This window comes from Candidatus Poribacteria bacterium (assembly GCA_016866785.1).
Taxonomy (GTDB): domain Bacteria; phylum Poribacteria; class WGA-4E.
On the sequence record VGLH01000038.1, the window covers coordinates 1 to 18,944 of the forward strand.

Here is an 18,944-nt window from a genome sequence, read left to right on the forward strand (position 1 = left end):
CACACCGGATATCGGATGCTACGAGTAGTCAGCAGTTGGTGCGCTTTCTCCGTATGCACCCGTCCTGATGGCGGATACAGGATGTTCAAGACCATTAGCAGCGCGTAGATGACAAGCGCGAGTCGGAGCGGCCTCGTCGCCCAGAAGAACCGTCTGAAGAACCGTCCAACGGCACCAAGCGCCACCGAAGGGGTCGTCATCCAATCCCAAACGCGTCTGAGGAACTGCCTGAATCGTCCAACGGCTCTCATCTCGCCCTCCTTCCAGGTCTCCGCAACTGCGCTACTACCACGACAGCCAGAGGGCGTCAACGCGGTCCAAGACGGTGATGCGTGCGTGCCATTCCGACGGTCATCTGCGACGCGCTGCACCCCCGTTGCGAGAACGGGCGAACCGTGACACTATCGCCGCCGCAACGCGGTTCTCAGGGAAACTTCAGGGAAGGTCGGCGCGAGCTAGCGGCAAGAATCAGTAACGGCGCGGGCTCAACTGGCAGAGCATCTGACTCTTAATCAGGCGGTTGGTGGTTCGACTCCACCACGGCGCACCACTTTATCCTCCGATCCGTGCCGACGGTCGTCTGGGGCTCAGAAGAACGCCAGTTGGCGACCGGCAGGCTCGTCGCCGTCGGCAAGCGCCGCGATCCCGTGGCGATCGAATACCGCTGTCGTCGCCTCTGCGTCGCCCATGACTTCTCGTGCCACGCGCAAGAGGTCCCGTCGTCGAACCTCAGCGACCGGGTCCGGAGCAGCGCCTCCGAGCCGGGTCCACCGGAAGAGCACGTCAACCAGCGTCCAACGCGAAGACTCCCGACGCACGAGCGCCAGCGCTTGGTCGTACCGACCGCCGTTGCTGAACGCAGGTAGCCAACGGACGTGCTCGAGAGGTCCGAATCGCTCGACGAACCACGAGCGGGCATGCGATACCGCTGACACGAGCCCATATACGGTGACGGCATCGAGGGACGCCTCGCTCCGCGTCAGCCAGTGCCTGGCATGTCTGGCAATAGCATCGGGCTCGATTCCCTCGCGCAAGCAAGCCGCGAGCAACTGCCTTCCAACATCCGCCAGAACCGCCTCGAGGGATTCAACGAGCTCAAGCCCTGTCCGCTCCTGCTGCCAGACGATTGGCGGAATACGGCTGAGATCGAGTCCGCTGCGCCGAACCGGTGTGGGTTTCGCCCTCGGAACCGGACGCTGAGCGATCTCGAGCCGTCGGAAGAAGGCGTGGGATCCTTGCGTCACTTCTGAGTCCGTGAGAACCTCGTCGATCATCGCCGCCCAACTGCCGCGTGCGGGATTTCCATCGGGCGTGCAGAAGATCAGATGGGACTCGGCTCGGGTGAAGGCAACGTAGAGGAGCCGTTTGAGCTCCGCCGCGTTCCGCTGCCTCGCCTCGAGCTCGGCGACCTGCCACATGAACGGGATAGCATCCGCGCCGGACCGCGCCCGAGGCTTCACGACGATCTCGGTGGCGGGCCCGGTACGCCCGCTCACCGTCGCCATCCCGACGCGTGACATGCCGAGCCCGTCCGGGCCCCTCGATTCGATGCCGCGACTGGGGGCCCAGTTGGTATCCGGCACGATCACGATGGGCCACTGGAGCCCTTTGGCTCGATGCGCAGTCAGTAGCTGCACGGCTCCCGTGTCCGGAACGTCGGCGTCTGTCTCCTCGTCTCGCTCCGCCTTCTTGTCGACTTCCGAGATGAAGTCCGTCAGCGTGGTTCCATGCCGCGCATCGAAGGACTGCGCGAAGTCGACGAACTTCTCTACATTGGCGATGCGCTGCCGACCGTCGGTTCCCATCGCCAGCGGCGCATACGCGCCAGATTCCCTCAGAACCCGCGACAGAAGTCGCGCAGTGTTCTCGCTCTGTGCGCATTTCCGCCATCGCACCAACAGATGCTTCGCCTTGATGAGCGCCGCCGCATCGGTCGCAGACATCCCACATTCGATGAACCCGTCTACCGACTCCGACCCATCGAGCGCCATCGCGACCGACATGTCGCGCATGCGCCTGGCTGCGAGGAGCAACAGGCCGGCGTCGCTGCACCCGATCAGAGGCGACCGCAGCAGACCCATCAGCGCGATGTCATCGTGACCACGGGCGATCGCTCGCAGCGCGTTGCGTAGATCGAGGATCTCGCCGCGGCTGAAGAAGCCGCTCCCCTTCGCCGTGCTGAACGGCACGCCGTGCTCCCGAAGCGCCTGTTCATAGACGGCTTGATGACTCGCACGCCGGAAGAGCATCCCGACAGTGCGTTCGCCTGCCCGCATCCGGGAGGCGATTCCCGGGTACTCGTCCTCGTAGACCTCGTCCATGAGGTCTCGAAGGAACGCTGCCAGCGCATGCGCCTCCGTCGCCAGCGTGTCGGCGAGCCCATGGTCGCCGACAACGACAAGATGGCGCACGCTTCCGGCATCGGGGCGGCTGTCCTGGGGCGGTCCAGGTTCGTCGGCGAGGTGTAGGTCTTGGGCAGTGGCTTCGTACGGCGAACCGCCGACCAACAGACGCGAGAAGAACCGATTGGTGAAGAGAACGAGGTTCGCCTTCGACCTGAAGTTGCCCGTGAACACGAGAGAGCGACCGATCTCGTCGCGAGCCTGCTGGCAGACCTCCGCGTTGCCGCCTCGGAAGCTGTAGATCGCCTGCTTCTCGTCTCCGACGATGAACAGCTTACCAGGCACCAGGGAACCGTCGACCCCCGACGCCAGCGATCGGAACAGCGCCCAATGACGCAGACTCGTGTCCTGAAACTCGTCGATCGAGATCGACCGGAATCGCTCCCGCAGCGCTGTCATCACGTCGGTTCGATTCAGAAGAGCCTCCGCGCGGAGCTCCAGATCGGCGTAGTCGAGGACGTTGCGCGACGTCTTCTCCTCTTCATACGTGGCGAGACACGCCAAGGCGAGCCGCGCGATCGAGCCACTCAGCGCAGCCGCGAGTTCCTCCGTATCCTCGTCCCAGACGAACCCGAGCTCCGGCGTCGCAGCCACGGCAGCCGCGATCTCGCCCAAGTCGCTGCGCAAAGCGGCGAGCGTGGCAGGCTCCCACGTCTTCTGGTTCCCCAGCGTCGTGGTGGATCGGGCCCCTTGCGTGGTTACCAGGCTGGCGTGGAGCTCGTGGAGAGACCGGGTGGTCATTGCCCGAACGACCAGTGCCTGCAGTTCCGTCAGCCTATCGACGGCGTTGGGGCTCCTGGGGGCGTATGAGGCGATTGCGCCCAACAGCGAGGCGATGTCAGGACGTGTCAAGAACGCCTCGCCTTGCGCGCGCGTCAGGTCGAGGGCGCGTTCTCGTACTGCTCTGAGCCACATCTCCGGTTCCGCCGCAGCCGCCCGACGTAGCCACGGGAGCGTCATGGTCCGCTGCTCGATCAGTTCGCAGACCCCCACGGCGACGCCTTCACGCGACGTGCCAGCGCGGATCCAGACCCGCAGGTCCTGCTTCGGAGGGCTGTCAGGGCCCGTTGCGATCTCGTCGAGGCGCGCAGCGACGATTTCCCACAGGAGGATGGACTTCTCCGAGGCATCCAGGATGCCGTAGTCGGGTCGCGCCCCGTCTGAATCGTCTGTGAAGGCGCGGACGATCTGCGCGAAAAATGCGTGCATCGTAGACATCCGGTTCTTGGCAAACGTGTCGCGCATGCGCAGGAATCGAGCGCGCCGGTCACCAGATGTCTCAGCGATGCGGCGCAGAATCGCGCGGTAGGCGCGCTCACGGATCTCAGCCGCCGCCTTCTCCGTGAACGTCACCACGAGCAGTTCGTCGATCCGCTCTGCATCTTCGAGGGCGTTAATAATCCGCCGGATCATCACTTCGGTCTTGCCGGTGCCGGCTCCCGCCGTGATGGCGACGTTCTTTGCGCAGTGGATTGCCGCCTGTTGTTCGGGTGTGACCCGGAAGTCGTTCATGCGTCGGTGTTCCTGCTGCCGGCGTTGAGCGGAACCGGGACGAAGTGCGGCTGAGTCGTGTAAGCGATCCGAGGAGTCGATCCGATCCGGCAGATATCTTGGAAGGGGCAATGGCGGCAGCCCGCTTCGACTTCGGATCGAGTCGTCAGGTGGAACCGACCGTTGCGCACATGGTCATCGATCTCGCAGACACGGTCCTCGATCTCGGCGCGCAGTCCATTCAGCCACGTTCCGTCGCGCCGTGTGGCGACCGGCAAGTCGATTGTCCTGCACTGTGTTCGGCTGACTTCGTAGAGCGCCGCTCCGATCGGCTTGACGCAATCCCTGTATCCCTCGAGAGCGAGAAGGTAAACGGGGAGTTGAAACGACCAGCCTTTCAGCAGCTCCGCCGAGCTCGGCGGCGCGCCGGTCTTGTAGTCGTAGACGGCGAACGCACCGGTCGCAGGATCCACGTCGACTCGATCGATCCTGCCGATGACCAGGATCGGCTCATCGCCCTCGCGAGGGACTCGCAGCGGCGGCGCGGATCCGGCATCATCGCGACTCGCCCCGAAACCTAGCTCGATATGCCGCGCCCGGACCGTCTGATCCGTCCGTAGCAGGCGTTCGTTGGATGCCTCGAACTCGATGAACCGCGCCAATCGCCCAGCGCCTTCGCTTTCGTCTTGCAGACCGCGCAATAGCTCCCGCTTCGCTTCTTCCCAATACACCCCCGGATACGCACCGTCGTAGCGCTGGAACACTCGCCCGGCGATCTCTCGCATCCGGTTCCGGGCGGCGACCCGGAAACCATCATCGCGGAAGTCCAAGGGAACCCCTCGATAGAACTCCGACAAGACCGCGTGGATCGCCGCGCCGAGGGTCAACGCGTCCACTCCGTCGCCGCGCTCCTCCGGCGCGCGCAGCCTGAGCACGCGGTCGAAGAACGTCCGCATGGGGCAGTTCACGTACGACTCGATCCGCGACACGCTGTACGGTCGGCGCGAGTGTTCGCGGAGCAGTTGGCGAACCGTTGGGGTCGCTTCGAGGTACCCGTCGTACGGACCCCACCGGGACATGTCCAACCGCGAGCGTTCCATATCGAGCATCGCCGCGACGTTCTCCCACGGCAGGCACAGGTCTTCGGCGCCCGATGCGTCGTCGTCTGCACCCATGTGCGCCAGCGCCTCACGGACGCACAGCGGCGGAGCGTTCTCGCCCTCGCTGGGTACGACGCCCACAGGCGCACCGGTTTCTACACCCAGAACCGACCGTACATCCTCGATGAAGGGATGCCCCGCGAGATGATGCTCTCCGTCGCGTTCTGGATAGAGCAAGCAGACGCGGTCGGCGTTCGCGATCGCTTCGCGGAAGTGGAAGCGCTCCGAGCCGTCCGAGCTCGCCGTCACGGGCGGTTCCATACAGGCATCGAGTTCCGCAGTCTCAGCGAGTCCCAGGACGAACAGGTGCCTGGACCGTTGTCGTCCCGCCTGGGCGACGTGGATGACCGGCACGCCCGCGTGGTGCGCGGTCCACTCGACCGACGGTTCCTCACCGATGGCTTGGATGAGCCCCTCCGCCCACAGGCTCGCGGGAACCGGTTCCGTCCCAGCGCTTGCCGCGAAGCCCTCTAGCGTCTGTCGGCATACGCGGTCGACTCGGCTCCACGCATCGTGCTCCTCGGGGTCCGCGTCGGCGGCGTGGCTCCAGTCCGCTGGTCCAAGGTGGTAGTCCGCAAGCCAGCCGACGAATCTCGCTAAGAACGCATCGGGGGAACCCGCACTCGCGACCGAAATCCCTCGCTGAATGAAGTCCCCGATCTGGCAGACCGCGTATGCCAGGTCTTCCAGTTCCTGACGCCTGTTCAGCTCGCGGTCCCTCTCGCTTGGCATCGGACCCTCGGCGCGAGAGGCGGCGTCGAGATCTATCCAGGCTTCCAGCCGGGCGTACCATTCCCCTTCCGAGAACGGCTCGTCAAACCCGTATCTCCGCGCCACGGCGATGAGCCTCGGCAGCGCATCACGCCGAGGGTCCGACGGCTCCCAGCCGCACAGACGCGCCACTCGCTCGCGCATGTCCGGCGGTTCGGGCAGGCGCGCGGCTCCGCCGAGGAGCCCTTCGATCTCACGGACATTCCAGCCACGCGCGGGCCCGGCAACGTGCGCCAGGGCTCTTTGGACGCGCCGGACAAACGCGAACTCCCGAAGCGGCGTCCGCGATGGAAGAGACAATAGGATGCCGTATTCTTCGAACGCCTCGATCAGCAGTTCGCGGTAGTCGGCGATCGCGGGGACCGCAACGACGAACTCCCCTGGATCAGGTTCCGACGCGGCGGCTGCGACTTGCGAGCGAATCCATCGGGCGACTGTCCTCGCCTCGCTCCGCCGGTTGAGCCGTCTTGCGATGGTGATGGATGGTTCGCCACCCTGGTTGGCGTCTACCGGCGCTGGCGAAACGTGAAACAAGGAAGCCGCCGCACGTCTTGGGCCCGACGCGGATTCGTCCGGCGCCGTCACCATCCGGTGCGGGAACGCCCGCAAGTAGCTCAGGAGGGGCGAGAGCGCCATGTAGCCCGGCTCGGATTCGATCGCATCCGGTCCGTCGGTAGGAGCCGCCAGAGTCACCGCCACTTCGCGGAACGAACCCACAAGGGCTCCGAACGCCGCGCGCATCAGTGGCGTCAGTTCCGAGAACCCGTCGAGCGTCAACAGCGAGCCGGGCTCTCCATACCCGTGTTCGTGCCACCACGAGACGAGCTCCCACGCCGCGTCGGTCCCATCGATCCGACCGCTCCGAGCGAGAGCACGAGCATATCGATCTGCGAAGCGTTCGACACCTGCGCGGACACGCGCCCGTCCCAGAGCGAAGGCAACCAACTCGGGCTCGATGTCGGCGGACCGATCACGGCGCAATGCAGCGAACGCATCCAGCGCGTTGACGACCCGACGCGCCAAGCTGCGCGTCGGTCGCGTGCGACCCAGCCAAGGCTCCGAAGCGAGCAACCCCTGGACGTACGCCACGCGCTCGAGCTCGGTCAGGACCGTTCTCCCGCGCAAGACCCTATGCCGGTGTCTCCCGCACAGCGAGGCGAATGTCTCGACAGACGGAAGCCAGCATCGGGCTCCGAACCTCTCGGTGAGCGCCGCCTCGGCGCAGGCGCGGGCGCGAGAGTCGGGAACGAGGATCAGCGCGTCCAGGACGCGGGATTCGGGTTCCACGGCACGCTCGAGGGCTGAGAAGAGCAGGGATTGCCGCGAGGCGGCGGTGCTTCCTGCCAGGAGCGATAGAGTCACCGTCGGGCTCCGCTGGCGGTCATGGACGCGCGGCGCAGGCGGACTCCACGCTTGTGCGTCGTCGCCTCGCGCATGTCAAGGCGTGTGTGGGAAGGCGGCAGGGCTGCGAGGATCAGCCTACTGTGCCGAGGCGGAAAGCGCGAAGCTGAGAGCTGTAATGAGGTTCAGGATGTTCTCATTCGCCTTGCGGATGATCCCGACCTGCTTCTGCAACACGTTCTTGAGAACCAGGTATCCGAGGTCATGGTCCGCGTCAGCCAGCGCGATGAAATCGCGATTGTAGATGACGCCGCATTCCGAAGTCCCGACCGCCGCGACGGTCGCGGTACGAAGGCTGCGAGGATCGAACAGAGCCAGTTCGCCGAAGTAGGGATTCCACTCAGCGGGCAGGAGGATGATCTCTTTCTCGCCTTCGCCGACCTTGCGCGCGCTCTTGATGAACACCTTCTTGGTGACGCGCGCCTTCCCGGCGAGTAGGAGGAACATCGTGTCGCCTTCATCGCCGTCGCTGATAATCACGTCGCCGTCACCGAAGCGCTGTCGATGCACGATCTCACCGATCGACGTCAACTGGTGATCTGCCAGACCGGCGAAAATGCCCACGGGCTGGCCCTGCTGGAACCGCTGAAGATCGGTAAGAGATACTTCCGCCATGTCACTCGCTCCGATGCCGCAGGCACATCACGCGGTTGCGCTGGTCGACGCCTTCGAACGTACGATGAGAGCCATATCGCCTTCGCGAACGACGCGGTCGTACGGAGGGTTCACGGTCACGGTCGTCTTAGACCCCTGGGTCTGGGTCGTGATGCCGGCGTCGGCAATCGCTTCTTGGATGACCTCGATGATATACGGATCGCCGCCGCGCATTGCCGTATCGAGCCCAAAGCCCGCTTCCTCAGCCACGATCGCGAGCAAGACGCCCCGATGCTCCGTCCGGACGTGGGCGACCAAGTCCTCCGTAGTCCGCCCGACGATTTGGCTCGGGACGGCGATGACCACGAACTCCGCTGATCCGTCAAGCGCGATCAACGCCCGTAGGGCCTGAGGAACGCCGGGAGCCGTGACGTGGGCAGCAAGCAGCTCGGAGATGTATTCGTTGGTCACGACCACGTCATCGACCATGGCGCGACGAAGGTTGGGAACCCGCTCGGCTTCCATCACGTGGGCGTAAACCTTCACTACGGGAGCCATATCCTTGATGATCACGGTCGCGTCGATGGTCTTGCTATCATCGGGTGGAGTGCCGTCGGACGCGTCGGGCACGATGATGACTTGGCGCGCGCGTCGGACGGCAGCACGGTTCAGGTCCTCCTCGCGGCCGATGTTGCCGCGAACGAACCTCAGCTCCAGGTTCCCGTAACCGCGGAGCTGTAGCTCCATCGACTCCTCGGTCTTCTCATTGATGATGACCACCTGTCGCCTCGTCTGGGAGCGGGAGTCGATGGCTCCCAGGATCCGCGGTGCCATCTCGTTCCATCCGCAGAAGACAATGTGGTCCTGCCACTCGAGCTCGCGCTCGCGCTGCTGTTCCTGGATCCGCCGCGCGACAAGCACGGATGATGCCGTCGCTGTGAAGGACGAGATCAGGACGATGCCGCTGAACATCAGGAGAACAGCCACCGTACGGCCGCCTCGGGTGCGCGGATACTTGTCGCCGTATCCGACGGTCGTCATCGTCACGAAGCCCCACCACACGGCGTCGTTGACGTTCGCATACATGCCGTGGTCGATGACACGGATCGACTCGTACCCGGCAACCTTGAGCCGCTCGAGCGCCGACTCATCGATGTCTTGACCCTTCTCGAGCACTACCTCTCCCGACGCGTCGGTGTAGCGCTTCGCAGAAGTCGTGCCGACGATGTTCCCGTCGTCCAATGCCATCGTGCGCCGTGACTCGAATATGTAGCAGCCGATGGCGGCGATGACGACTGCCATCACGATGAGCCCCAGCAGTCGACCGAAGGGCCAGAGCGCCTCGATGATCGCGTCGACCACGATGGCTCGGTCCTGACCGAGCACGGGCGTCAGAGCTCGCGTGATCGGCGGGATCCGAGTCTCCGGTCCGCCGGGCGCGACGGCAGGTTTCGGCCGCTCGGGAGCCGCTGCAACGGGTGCCGAGGCATTCTCGTCGTTCATGGCTATCCTCAGGATCTGCAGTCGATACGGGGCTCGCGCCTACGCAAGCGCGCCAACCGCCCGAAGCCATGCAACCGCCATCAGCATATGTCCGGGCGGCAAGGGATGCACGCCATCTCCGGTCCACGCGAACCCGGGCCGGCCTGCGATCGCCGTACGGAATGCGTTCCGGATCGGCACGATGATCGCGTCGAACTCCTCGGCGAATTCGTGGATCGCTTGATTGTACATTTCGAGATAGCGGTTGGTGTCGTTCTCGAGGTCTTCGCCGATGACCGATGTCTCCATCAGAATCAGCTTCGCCTTCGTCCGGGCGCGAGTCCGCTCAAGCAGCCCGCGATAGAGCCGGCGATAGTCCTCAATGGCGACCGCGTGCTCGACCAGCCCGGCAAAGCGCCGCCACACGTCGTTGATCCCTATCGAGACCGAAATCCAGTCGGGATATAGCGCGATGACGTCCTCATCCCAGCGCTTGTCGAGCTCGATGGCGCGATCGCCGCTGTTCCCGTGGTTCACGATGCGTACCGAACGCTCCGGGTGGAGAACAGCGAGCAGGTCGGCGATCTGCGCCACGTATCCGCCGCCGAGGCTGCGCGCGCTGTCGCCGCGCCATCCTGCGTCGGTGATGCTGTCTCCCATGAAGACGACGGTCTCGCCATGCTGCAGGATCAAGCCTCGTGATGGATCGGGATTCATGTCACCTCGTCCATTGCCGCTCGTGGCGCCCCGGCACCGTTGCCGTTGGAGCCAGACGATGACGCGCGACACAACGTCGCGCCTTCGCCGGTTTGCTGCCCGCGTGCACGATACGACTAGTTGCTGGGGACGTCAAGACGCGGTAGCGCCCGACGGGACGCGACGGAAAGCGGACTAGGTGTGGCACGACAGGCCGAACACCGCCGCGAGAAGCTCGAGCTTCTCGCGGTCCTGGGGATCATTGGGGTCCATCGCCTTCAGGGCGAGCGTGGGCCGATGGAGCAGTTTCGCGACAATCCGGCGCGACGCTTCGTCGGCAGCATCCCATTCGAGATCGCTCAGTTTGGACCGGAGCCGCTTGAGCTCCTCTTGACGAATCTCCTCAAACTGCGCTCGGAAGTCCTTGACGGTCTGCATGAGCGGTCGAGATCGATGCCACGTCGCGAGTTGAGCCGTTTCCCGAGCGATGATCGCCTCTGCCTGCGGGAGCTCCGCGCGGCGGCGGTCCAGGTTCTGATCCACGACGATCCGCAGGTCGTCCATCGCATACAATCGCACATCGCTGAGCGAGCGAACGTCGGGATCGACGTTCCGCGGATGGGCGAGGTCGATGAGGACGACAGGGTGGTTCCTCTGTGCCATGATCGGGGCGAGCATCGAAGCGTCGACTACGGGAGCCGACGAGGACGTTGCGCAGACCACACCGTCGGCGCGAGCGAGCAAGGACTCGATCCCCGACATGGTCATGGGCGTTGCGCCGTGTTCCCCGGCAAGCCGTTCAGCACGGCTCTGCGAACGGCTGACGACCGTCAACTCGAGCGGCGACGCCTTGCCGAGGTAGGTGACGACTTGCTGAGCGATCTCGCCGGTCCCGATTAGCACGAGGCGCTTTGACGAGAGCGGGCCCAGCTCGCGAGCTAGCATATCGGACGATGCCGACGCCAACGAGATGGAGCCGACGCCGATGGCAGTGTCCGTGCGAACGCGCTTCACGACGTGCATGCAGCGGTGAAACACCTCGCTCATGAACACGCCGACGGCTCCGCACTGCCGAGCCACGTCGAACGACAGCTTCACCTGTCCGAGGATCTCGGGCTCGCCGAGCACCAGCGAATCCAGTCCGCTCGCAACGCGGAACAGGTGACCGATCGCATCCTCGTCTCGACGTTCGTACCAGTACGTCTCGTCGTTCACGATCTCCGGGTCCACGAAGCGCTGGAGCACCCTCGACATGACGGGCGAGTGGCTCAGCGAATCGCCTCCGGCGATGTAGAACTCCGTCCGGTTGCACGTCGTCAGAACGAGGGCTTCCGGCACGCCCCCTTCCGAGAAGGCGTCGAAGATCCGGGCGAGCTCGTCCACCTGGAACGCGAGCTGCTCCCGAACCTCGACGGGTGCCGTGTTGTGGTTCATCCCGCGCACATAACAATGCACGTCTTTGCTCCCGGTCCGGCGTATGGACCTCTCCGAGGAGCCACCCGCCCCAGTCGCGCCCAGCGCCTGGCGCGCGTTCAGTCGGCGGATGCCGCCTCCAACTGGGCATCCGATCGGTGCTGTCGCAGCCACGTCTCGTATGCGCCCGTGAAGTACTGGAGCCGTATCTTCTTGAACTCCCGGACGCTGTAAAGCATCGCGTAGTCCGTGATACCGGTCTTGTCGCTGATCGCCGCCGCAACTGCCTCGCAGTCCTCTCGCGACCGCGCATGGATCATCGAGAAGACGCTGTAGGGCCAATCCTCGTACGTGGGGCGGCGGTAGCAGTGACTGACATTCCGAAAGCCAGCCATAATCTCTCCGGCTGCTTCGCACTGCTCCGCAGGAACCACCCACACGCCCATCGCATTCACATTGTAGCCAGCCGCTTGGTGGCGCAAGATCGCGGCGAACCGCCGCATCACCTTGCGCGCGGCGAGATCGTCTGCCATCGCGAACAGCTCGGATGGGCTCATGCCGAGCTCGGATGCAGGCTGCGCAAACGGCGTCGTGCAGTATTCCATGTTGCGCTGCATGACGCGGACGAACGCGCATTCCTGCGCAGTGAGCTCACTCGCCTGGTGTTTCACGTCGCGTCGGAACCCCTTGTCGCTCGAGGTCGCCGTCGCCGCCATCGTTCCGGTCATGTCGAGCTTCACGCCGATCTTGTAGAGAACCAGGGTCGGCAGCATCCGGTACGTGCATCCCGACTCCTCGGCGATGGTCTGGACGTCGTCCTCCGGTTCGTATCCCGGCGGCACGGCGATTGTGAACCACAGGTTGTACGGGTGATCCCGCTCGTAGTTGTGGCTCACGCCCGGATGCCGATTGATGATGCGAACCGCGTCCATGAGGCGCTCGGGCGGCGCTTTGAACGCCACGAGGCTGCTCTTGTATCCGAGCGACCGCGTGTCGAAGATCGCCCCGATCTGCCGGATAATCAGCTCACGACGGAGCTGAATCGTTCGGTCCAGCGCCTCTTCTTCGGTTATCCCGACCTGCGCCCCGATCGCCGAGAACGGTCGTTCGACGAGCGGGAAGCTTTCCTGGAGGGCATTCAGAAGCAATCCATCGCGTTCGCTCAGCGAAGCCGTCGCCATCAAGAGCCTCCCAGGCTGTCGAGCACCGAGTCTATCTCACCGGCGATGCATGTGAAGATGGGCGTATCGCGCTCCGTGTACCGGCTCCCTTCGGACCCGCGCAGCTCCTGAACCAGGTCGAGGAAGTCCTCCAAGTGGTCCGTCTCGAACGCGACGACGAACTCCTGGTCGTCCAAGCCGAACGAGTAGGTCGTGTTCAGCTTGACGCTCTGGTACTTGTGGCCGATCTCGATGTGCTCGTTCATCATCCCCTGGCGAGCGTGTGGCGTCAGCAGGTACCACGCGCGCGTCTTGACGAACGGGTAGACGACGAGGTACTTGGCGTCGGTCACGTGGATCTCGAGCCGGTTCCCTTCCTGCCCAGCGTGGATGTGACGGTCGACGTAGACCGACCGCTTCGTCATCGACAGGTAGGAATGCCGCGTCGTTACATAGGCTCCCAAGGCGGTCTTCGCCAGGGCTGTGGACATCTCCGTGAAGTCCTCGAGCCGATAGCTGATCCGCCACAGCAGGAAGTCGCAGTCGGCGCGCAGACCGAACAGCGTGTAGGGGTAGACCAGGAAGCGCTGGGAGAACTCGTGGTAGACCGCCTGCCACTCCTCCAGCCCGCGTTGGCGTTCCTCCTTCGGGAGTCGGCGCCAGGCAGGATCGACTTGGTAGAAGGCGAAGTTCACGAACTGGCGAGGTTGAGACTCGGAAGCAGCGGCTTCTTGGCGACCGGGTCGTTCTGCCATGGGTCTCATGTGCCAGCCCCCGACGCCTCGCCAAGCAACACCTGCGCTTCGGGCGAGTCTTCGCTCACGCCCTTGAAATCCATCACCGGCTCCTCTACGCCGAAGTTGTCGGCGTAGAGGGCGTCGAGACTACCCAGCTCCTCCGGGGTCAGATCGTCACACTCCGGCGCGGCGGCGAACTCGTCGAGCTGTTCGGGCGTGTAGATATTGGGAAGTGTCGTCATGACGATGGGCTGGGCAAGCAGGAACTTGAGAGCCATCTGCCCGATGGTCGCGGCGCGTCCTTCAGTGAGAAAGCCGACGGTCTCGAGCTTACGCAGGCCGTTCTCCAGCCAGTAGCGGGGCCGATGGCGTCGATGGTCGCCCTTGGGAAAGACCGTGTCGCGTGTGTACCTGCCCTCGAGCAGACCCGACGAATGCGTCACGCGAACCAGAATGCCGGTCTGAGTCTCTGCCCCGGTCTCGGTGAGTTCACGCCCCGGATACTGCTCGAACAGATTGTTGATGAGCTGCATCGAAGTCAGATTGCGGCGTCGCATCGCCGCCTTGCCCTCTACGAGCCACCCGTTGGAGGGGCCCAACGCGCCGCCGTAGGCTCGGATTTTCCCCTCGGCTACCAGGTCGTCCAACGTACTGTAGATGTCGTCGTTGAGGACGGAGTCCATCTTCAGGTTGTGGACCTGGTAGAGGTCGATCACATCGGTCTCCAGGCGCTTCAGACTATGTTCGCACGCGTAGCGCATGTAGTCTGGATGCCAGTTCTGCGGCAGTTCGCGCTGCCCTCGCGGCCCATCGCCGTATCCGTAGAAGTCGTAGCCGAACTTCGTCCCGATGACCACCTCGCCGCGGCAGTCGCGGAATGCGCCCGCGACGAGCGTCTCACCACGCCCGTTTCCATAGGTATCTGCCGTGTCGAAGTAGGTGATGCCCAAGTCGTGTGCGCGTCTCAGGAATGAGACCGCCTCGGCGTCGGTGTAATCGCCCCACCATCCCGCGCTGAGTGTCCATACGCCGAAACCAACCTCCGAGACGGTGATGTCCGTCTTCGGGAACGTGCGATACTTCATCCTCCCGGTCACCTCCGTGGACGCACCGACGGATGCCTCATGTCACCAGTCGTGTCGCGCTTCGAGCCGGTCACCACCGGCGATTTCGTTCAGATTATAGCATAGCTCCCCAGCCCGGCAAGGGAGCGCATTGCCTCATCAGGGCTGTTTCATGAACGAGTCTCGCCGCTTGCTGCGCAGGTCCAACACTACCTGTCATTCTCGCGAGCCCCGCCTTCGCGGGGTCAGGAAGCGGGAATCCAGGTGCTGGGTTCCGCTTTCGCGGGAGTGACGGCGATAGAGGGTCAGCGCGTCGACGGATGCCGCAGCGCGTGGGCATCAGCCGGTTGCCTGGGGTGCAGAAGCGCGAGGCAAGGTGTGCTCATGAAACAGCCCTGCTCCACAGTCGGCGGTGTTCCGCCGATCTGGGATAGGTGTCATACTGGCATCGAGTGCCGCGCATATCCGCCTACCGAAAGGAACCGACCATGATCCGCACGCTGATCCTGTCCGGCGCGAACAACCACGACTGGGCTCGATCGACTCCGTTCTGCAAGAACGTGCTGGAAGCCAGCGGGCGCTTCTCCGTGGATGTCACGACGAACCCGACGGAAGTGCTAGAGGACAAGGCGAAGCTCGCCACGTACCAGCTCCTGTTCCTCGACTACTTCGGGCCCGCCTGGTCAGAAGCCGCCCAGGCGAACTTCCTGGACGCCGTGCGCGGCGGAACCGGCGTGACGATTCTGCACGCGGCGAACAACGGGTTCCCCGGGTGGGTCGAATTCGAAAAGCTGTGCGCGCTCTGCTGGCGCGAGGGGACGGGACACGGACGGTTCCACTCGTTCGACGTGAAGGTCCTCGACAAGAACCATCCCGTCACGCGCGGGGTTTCCGACCTCAAGGCGCATCCCGACGAGCTCTACCACAAGCTGGTCCACATGCACGGCGCGCCGTACCACGTACTGGCGAGCGCCTACTCGGATCCGGCGACCGGCGGGACCGGGCAGAACGAGCCGATGCTCGTCGTCAAGACGTACGGCAAAGGGCGCGTGTTCCACGACATCCTGGGACACGTCTGGGCAGGCGGCGACATGACCGCGCTCGAGGACCCTCAGTTCCAGACAACGCTCCTGCGGGGATGCGAATGGGCAGCCACGGGCAACGTGGCGGATTAGCCCGCCGCTATTGCCGCAGAATGCACAAGCCTTTCGCAGTCCTCATTTTTCGACGCTACAACGCTTGCGGCGATTCCATTCCTGGCTGTACTAGTGTCGTTAGGAACCCTACGGTGTCATGACGCCGTACGATGATGGGATTCGGCAACGGATTGGGACTGTGGAACCGGTTGGGCGTGCGTTGTCACGAGGGCATTCGGAGGATCGATGGGAGCGGAGTCCGGGGAGGACGTCGCATAGCCGCGCACGACGGCGACGTCGGTCGCTTGGTGGTTCACCCGGGACGCCTCGATGGAACCTGATACGCAGGCGACAGAGCTTCCCTGCGGCGAGCGCCGCGGGATCTGCTTCGCCTGAAAGCGTTGACGAGACCAACACTCCCGACGAAAGGGGACGCTAGCATGAGACAGCGCGCATCGATCCTGAGCACAGCGCTGGCGATTGCTGCTGTCGCCGCCCTTGGCGGCGCGATCGCCTTTGGCTCGACGCATCTCACGAAACCTCGCTCAGACCGAGCGATCCAGTGGGCGGAATCGCCCCACAACTTCTACCCCGGCGCGCGGACTCAGACGACGCGAGCCACCTGCGTCAACTGCCACTCCACGGACGGCTTCATCGTCGCGAACTTGGGCGGGGGAACGCTGTCTGCGGAGCGGCTCGCCAAGCCTCCAGAGTATGGTGTCGGCTGCCCAGCGTGCCACAATGTCGACAGTCCCGAGAACATGCTCGCGCTGCGGGTCACCGGCGACGTCGCACTCCCACACGGCGTCAAGGTCTCCGGCGGCGTGTCGGCGGCGTGTATGACCTGTCACAACGCCCGTCGCGGCGTGCCGGAGGAATACGTCAAGACGAGCGCCCGCGGGACGCACGAGGGCCCGCAGACCGAGATGCTCAACGGCACGGGCGCCATCACGTATGGCAAGCAGATCGGCTCATCCGTCCACACCCTCGTGACCTTCGAGGGATGCGTGACCTGCCACAAGGACCTCGGACCCGACAAGGGCGAATATGGCGAAAACCGCATCGCTGGCCACTCCTTCCGGATGAAATGGAACGGCGACACGCCCGAGGACCCGCGGGATGACATCGAACACCTCAAGGCGTGCCAGCGGTGCCATCCGGGTATTTCGACCTTCAACATCCCGGCGAAGGGCGACTACGACGGGAACGGCAAGGTTGAGGGCGTCCAGACCGAAGTCGGAGGGCTGCTGAACATCCTCGCCAAGCTCCTGCCGAACGATGGGGCTGAGCCCGCGCATCCCGCGATTCCGAGCGACCTGACCAAGACGACGGTCGAGCAGCGGATGGCGAACTACAACTGGACGCTCGTCAACTACGACGGCAGCAAGGGCGTACACAACACGGCGTACGCCGTCAACGTCCTGCGGACGACGATCCAGCAGCTCACGGGCAAGAAGCCTGCGGGCGCGGATGCCGTCGGCGCCGCGTTCGTCGCCAACCGTCCGAACGATTCGACGAGGATCGCCGAGTACTCGGAAGCCTGGAAGGACTCGCCGCACGACTTCGACCCATCCAGTGGAGCGTTCGGCACCGCGCCGACGACCCCGGCGTGCGTTCAGTGCCACTCCGGCACTTGGTTTGCGAAGATCCAGGGACGCGGCGAGCCGCCTCCGCAGGATCCGCTGCCTCAGCCGGATAAGCTCGGAATCACATGCGCGGCGTGCCATGAGAGCGAAAACGGCACGGACATCCTCGCCCTCCGCAAGGAAGGTGATGTGACGCTCGCCAACGGGACGGTCGTTCAGGCTGGAAGAGCGGGGCTGTGCATGAGCTGCCATAACGGCAGGCGTCCCGATCCCAGCCAATACATCAAGACGTCGTTCCGTGGCACGCACGGCGCTCCGCAGGCGGAGATGTTCGCCGCGACGGGCGTCGTCACGTACGGCAAGACGTTCCGCAGCACGTCGCACCTGACGGCGGTGCCAGACACGTGCATCACGTGTCACCTGAGCCCGACGCTGCCGGCGAACCAGCGTGGCTACCGCAAGGTGGGCGGCCACACGCTCCACATGAGGTGGGACGGCGGAACGCCTGCCAACGCGAACGATGACATCCAGCATATCGGCGTGTGCCAGAAGTGCCACTCGGACGTCACCGCCGCGACCGGCTTCGACCGGAAGGCGCGCGAGGACTTCGACGCGGATGGCACCGTCGAGGGTATCCAGAGCGAGATCAAAGGCTTACTCGCCTTGGTCGCGAAGGAGCTCCCGAAGGATGCTAACGGCAACGTGGCGATTCCGTCGGACCTCAGTCTCACGACCGAGGCTCAGCGGGCGGCGAACTTCAACTACACCGTCGTCGTGAACGACGGTAGCTACGGCGTCCACAACCCGCTGTTCGCAGCGGACCTGCTCCGCACGACCTACACCGAGTTGACCGGCAAGGCGCTCGTGCCCAAGGGCAAGTCGGTGGCTTGGGATGTCAACGGCGACGGCGTCATCAACGTCGTCGATCTGGTCCTCGTGGCTCAGCACTTCGGAGAGACGGTCGCGCCAGCCGTGGCGGGCATCTATCCGAATGGCGTGTCGCCGGACGTGGATCAGAACGGCAAGGTTGACGTCGAGGACATCATGCGCGTGTCCAACGCCATCGAAGCGGGCTCCGGCGTTGCCGGCGCTGCCGTTGGCGCGACGGCGTGGCTCGACCTGCAGCGTCTGCCGATGTCGGCTGACGGCGGGCTCGTGCGCGTTGCCGTCCGGGTCTCCGCGGCGGATCGGCTGGCGGGCTACACGTTGTCCCTCAACTACGACCCGTCCGTGCTGACCCTCGAGGCGATGGGCAACGGGCAATACCTCGCCCGCGATACGAACGCGGTCTACTGGGGTTCGCCCGTTGTCGACGAGTCAGCCGGGAAGCTGGAGCGGATGACTGCCGTTGCGCTCGGATCGACCGTGCCGGCTGGCAGCGGCGACGAGATCGCCTACGTCACGTTCCGCGTCCGCGAGTTGGGCGCGCCGGTCGAGAAGTCGATCGCCCTTCGGTCCATCGAGGCGGCGAACCCGAAGGCTCGGTCGCTCGGCGTGACGATCGGTGCGACCCGGTTCAACCCGGCGAGCGTCGCGTGGCGTCCGGTGCTGCTGCAGAACTATCCGAACCCGTTCAACCCGGAGACCTGGATCCCGTTCGACCTGATCGAACGCTCCAACGTCTCGATCCAGATCCTGTCGATGACCGGCGAAGTCGTCCGGCGGATCGACATGGGCCAACTGGACAGCGGCGCGTATCGCACGCGTGATCGCGCTGCCTACTGGGATGGCAGAAACGACCTCGGCGAGCGAGTTGCCAGCGGCACCTACTTCTACCGCATCCAGGCGGGGACGTTCGGAGCCACACGCAAGCTCGTCATCCTGAAGTAACCGAATCCCTCAATCCAGCCG

At 64.5% G+C, this 18,944-nt stretch carries 10 protein-coding genes and 1 tRNA gene; 3 read left to right on the forward strand and 8 right to left on the reverse strand.

All coding sequences use genetic code 11. The features are described from left to right. Positions 1 to 477: 477 nt before the first annotated feature. Positions 478 to 550, forward strand: a tRNA-Lys gene (locus FJZ36_07380). 37 nt (positions 551 to 587) lie between these two features. On the opposite strand, the gene FJZ36_07385 is transcribed toward FJZ36_07380, so the two are convergent. From FJZ36_07385 to FJZ36_07420, 8 genes are all read right to left on the reverse strand, one after another. Continuing rightward, on the reverse strand, positions 588 to 3,914 hold the full coding sequence (locus FJZ36_07385) for a hypothetical protein (protein MBM3214719.1): 3,327 nt from the start codon (positions 3,912 to 3,914) through the stop codon (positions 588 to 590). Further along, positions 3,911 to 7,186 carry a PD-(D/E)XK nuclease family protein gene (locus tag FJZ36_07390; protein MBM3214720.1) on the reverse strand — a complete coding sequence of 1,092 codons (3,276 nt, stop codon included), beginning with the start codon at positions 7,184 to 7,186 and terminating at the stop codon, positions 3,911 to 3,913. Before FJZ36_07390 ends, FJZ36_07385 begins: the two co-directional genes overlap by 4 nt. A 117-nt stretch (positions 7,187 to 7,303) precedes the next feature. Further along, the gene (locus FJZ36_07395; protein ID MBM3214721.1) at positions 7,304 to 7,840 is read right to left on the reverse strand and encodes a cyclic nucleotide-binding domain-containing protein; all 537 of its coding nucleotides are present in this window, start codon (positions 7,838 to 7,840) and stop codon (positions 7,304 to 7,306) included. Between the two features lie 27 nt (positions 7,841 to 7,867). After that, positions 7,868 to 9,322 (reverse strand): hypothetical protein, encoded by a 1,455-nt coding sequence (locus FJZ36_07400; GenBank protein ID MBM3214722.1) that lies wholly within the window; start codon positions 9,320 to 9,322, stop codon positions 7,868 to 7,870. A 39-nt stretch (positions 9,323 to 9,361) separates the two neighbouring features. Continuing rightward, complete coding sequence (locus FJZ36_07405) at positions 9,362 to 10,018, reverse strand: SGNH/GDSL hydrolase family protein (GenBank protein ID MBM3214723.1); 657 nt, start codon at positions 10,016 to 10,018, stop codon at positions 9,362 to 9,364. Positions 10,019 to 10,192: 174 nt separating this feature from the next. Further along, positions 10,193 to 12,046, reverse strand: a complete 1,854-nt coding sequence (locus FJZ36_07410; GenBank protein ID MBM3214724.1) for a glutamyl-tRNA reductase — start codon at positions 12,044 to 12,046, stop codon at positions 10,193 to 10,195. Positions 12,047 to 12,590: 544 nt separating this feature from the next. Then, positions 12,591 to 13,325: a chlorite dismutase family protein gene (locus FJZ36_07415; protein ID MBM3214725.1), complete on the reverse strand. Its 735-nt coding sequence runs from the start codon at positions 13,323 to 13,325 to the stop codon at positions 12,591 to 12,593. Positions 13,326 to 13,330: 5 nt separating this feature from the next. Next, the gene (locus tag FJZ36_07420; GenBank protein MBM3214726.1) at positions 13,331 to 14,392 is read right to left on the reverse strand and encodes an aldo/keto reductase; all 1,062 of its coding nucleotides are present in this window, start codon (positions 14,390 to 14,392) and stop codon (positions 13,331 to 13,333) included. Between the two features lie 467 nt (positions 14,393 to 14,859). Here FJZ36_07420 and FJZ36_07425 point away from each other — a divergent pair, with 467 nt between their 5' ends. After that, the gene (locus FJZ36_07425) at positions 14,860 to 15,546 is read left to right on the forward strand and encodes a ThuA domain-containing protein (GenBank protein ID MBM3214727.1); all 687 of its coding nucleotides are present in this window, start codon (positions 14,860 to 14,862) and stop codon (positions 15,544 to 15,546) included. Positions 15,547 to 15,947: 401 nt separating this feature from the next. Beyond that, positions 15,948 to 18,923, forward strand: a complete 2,976-nt coding sequence (locus FJZ36_07430; protein MBM3214728.1) for a hypothetical protein — start codon at positions 15,948 to 15,950, stop codon at positions 18,921 to 18,923. Positions 18,924 to 18,944: the final 21 nt, after the last annotated feature.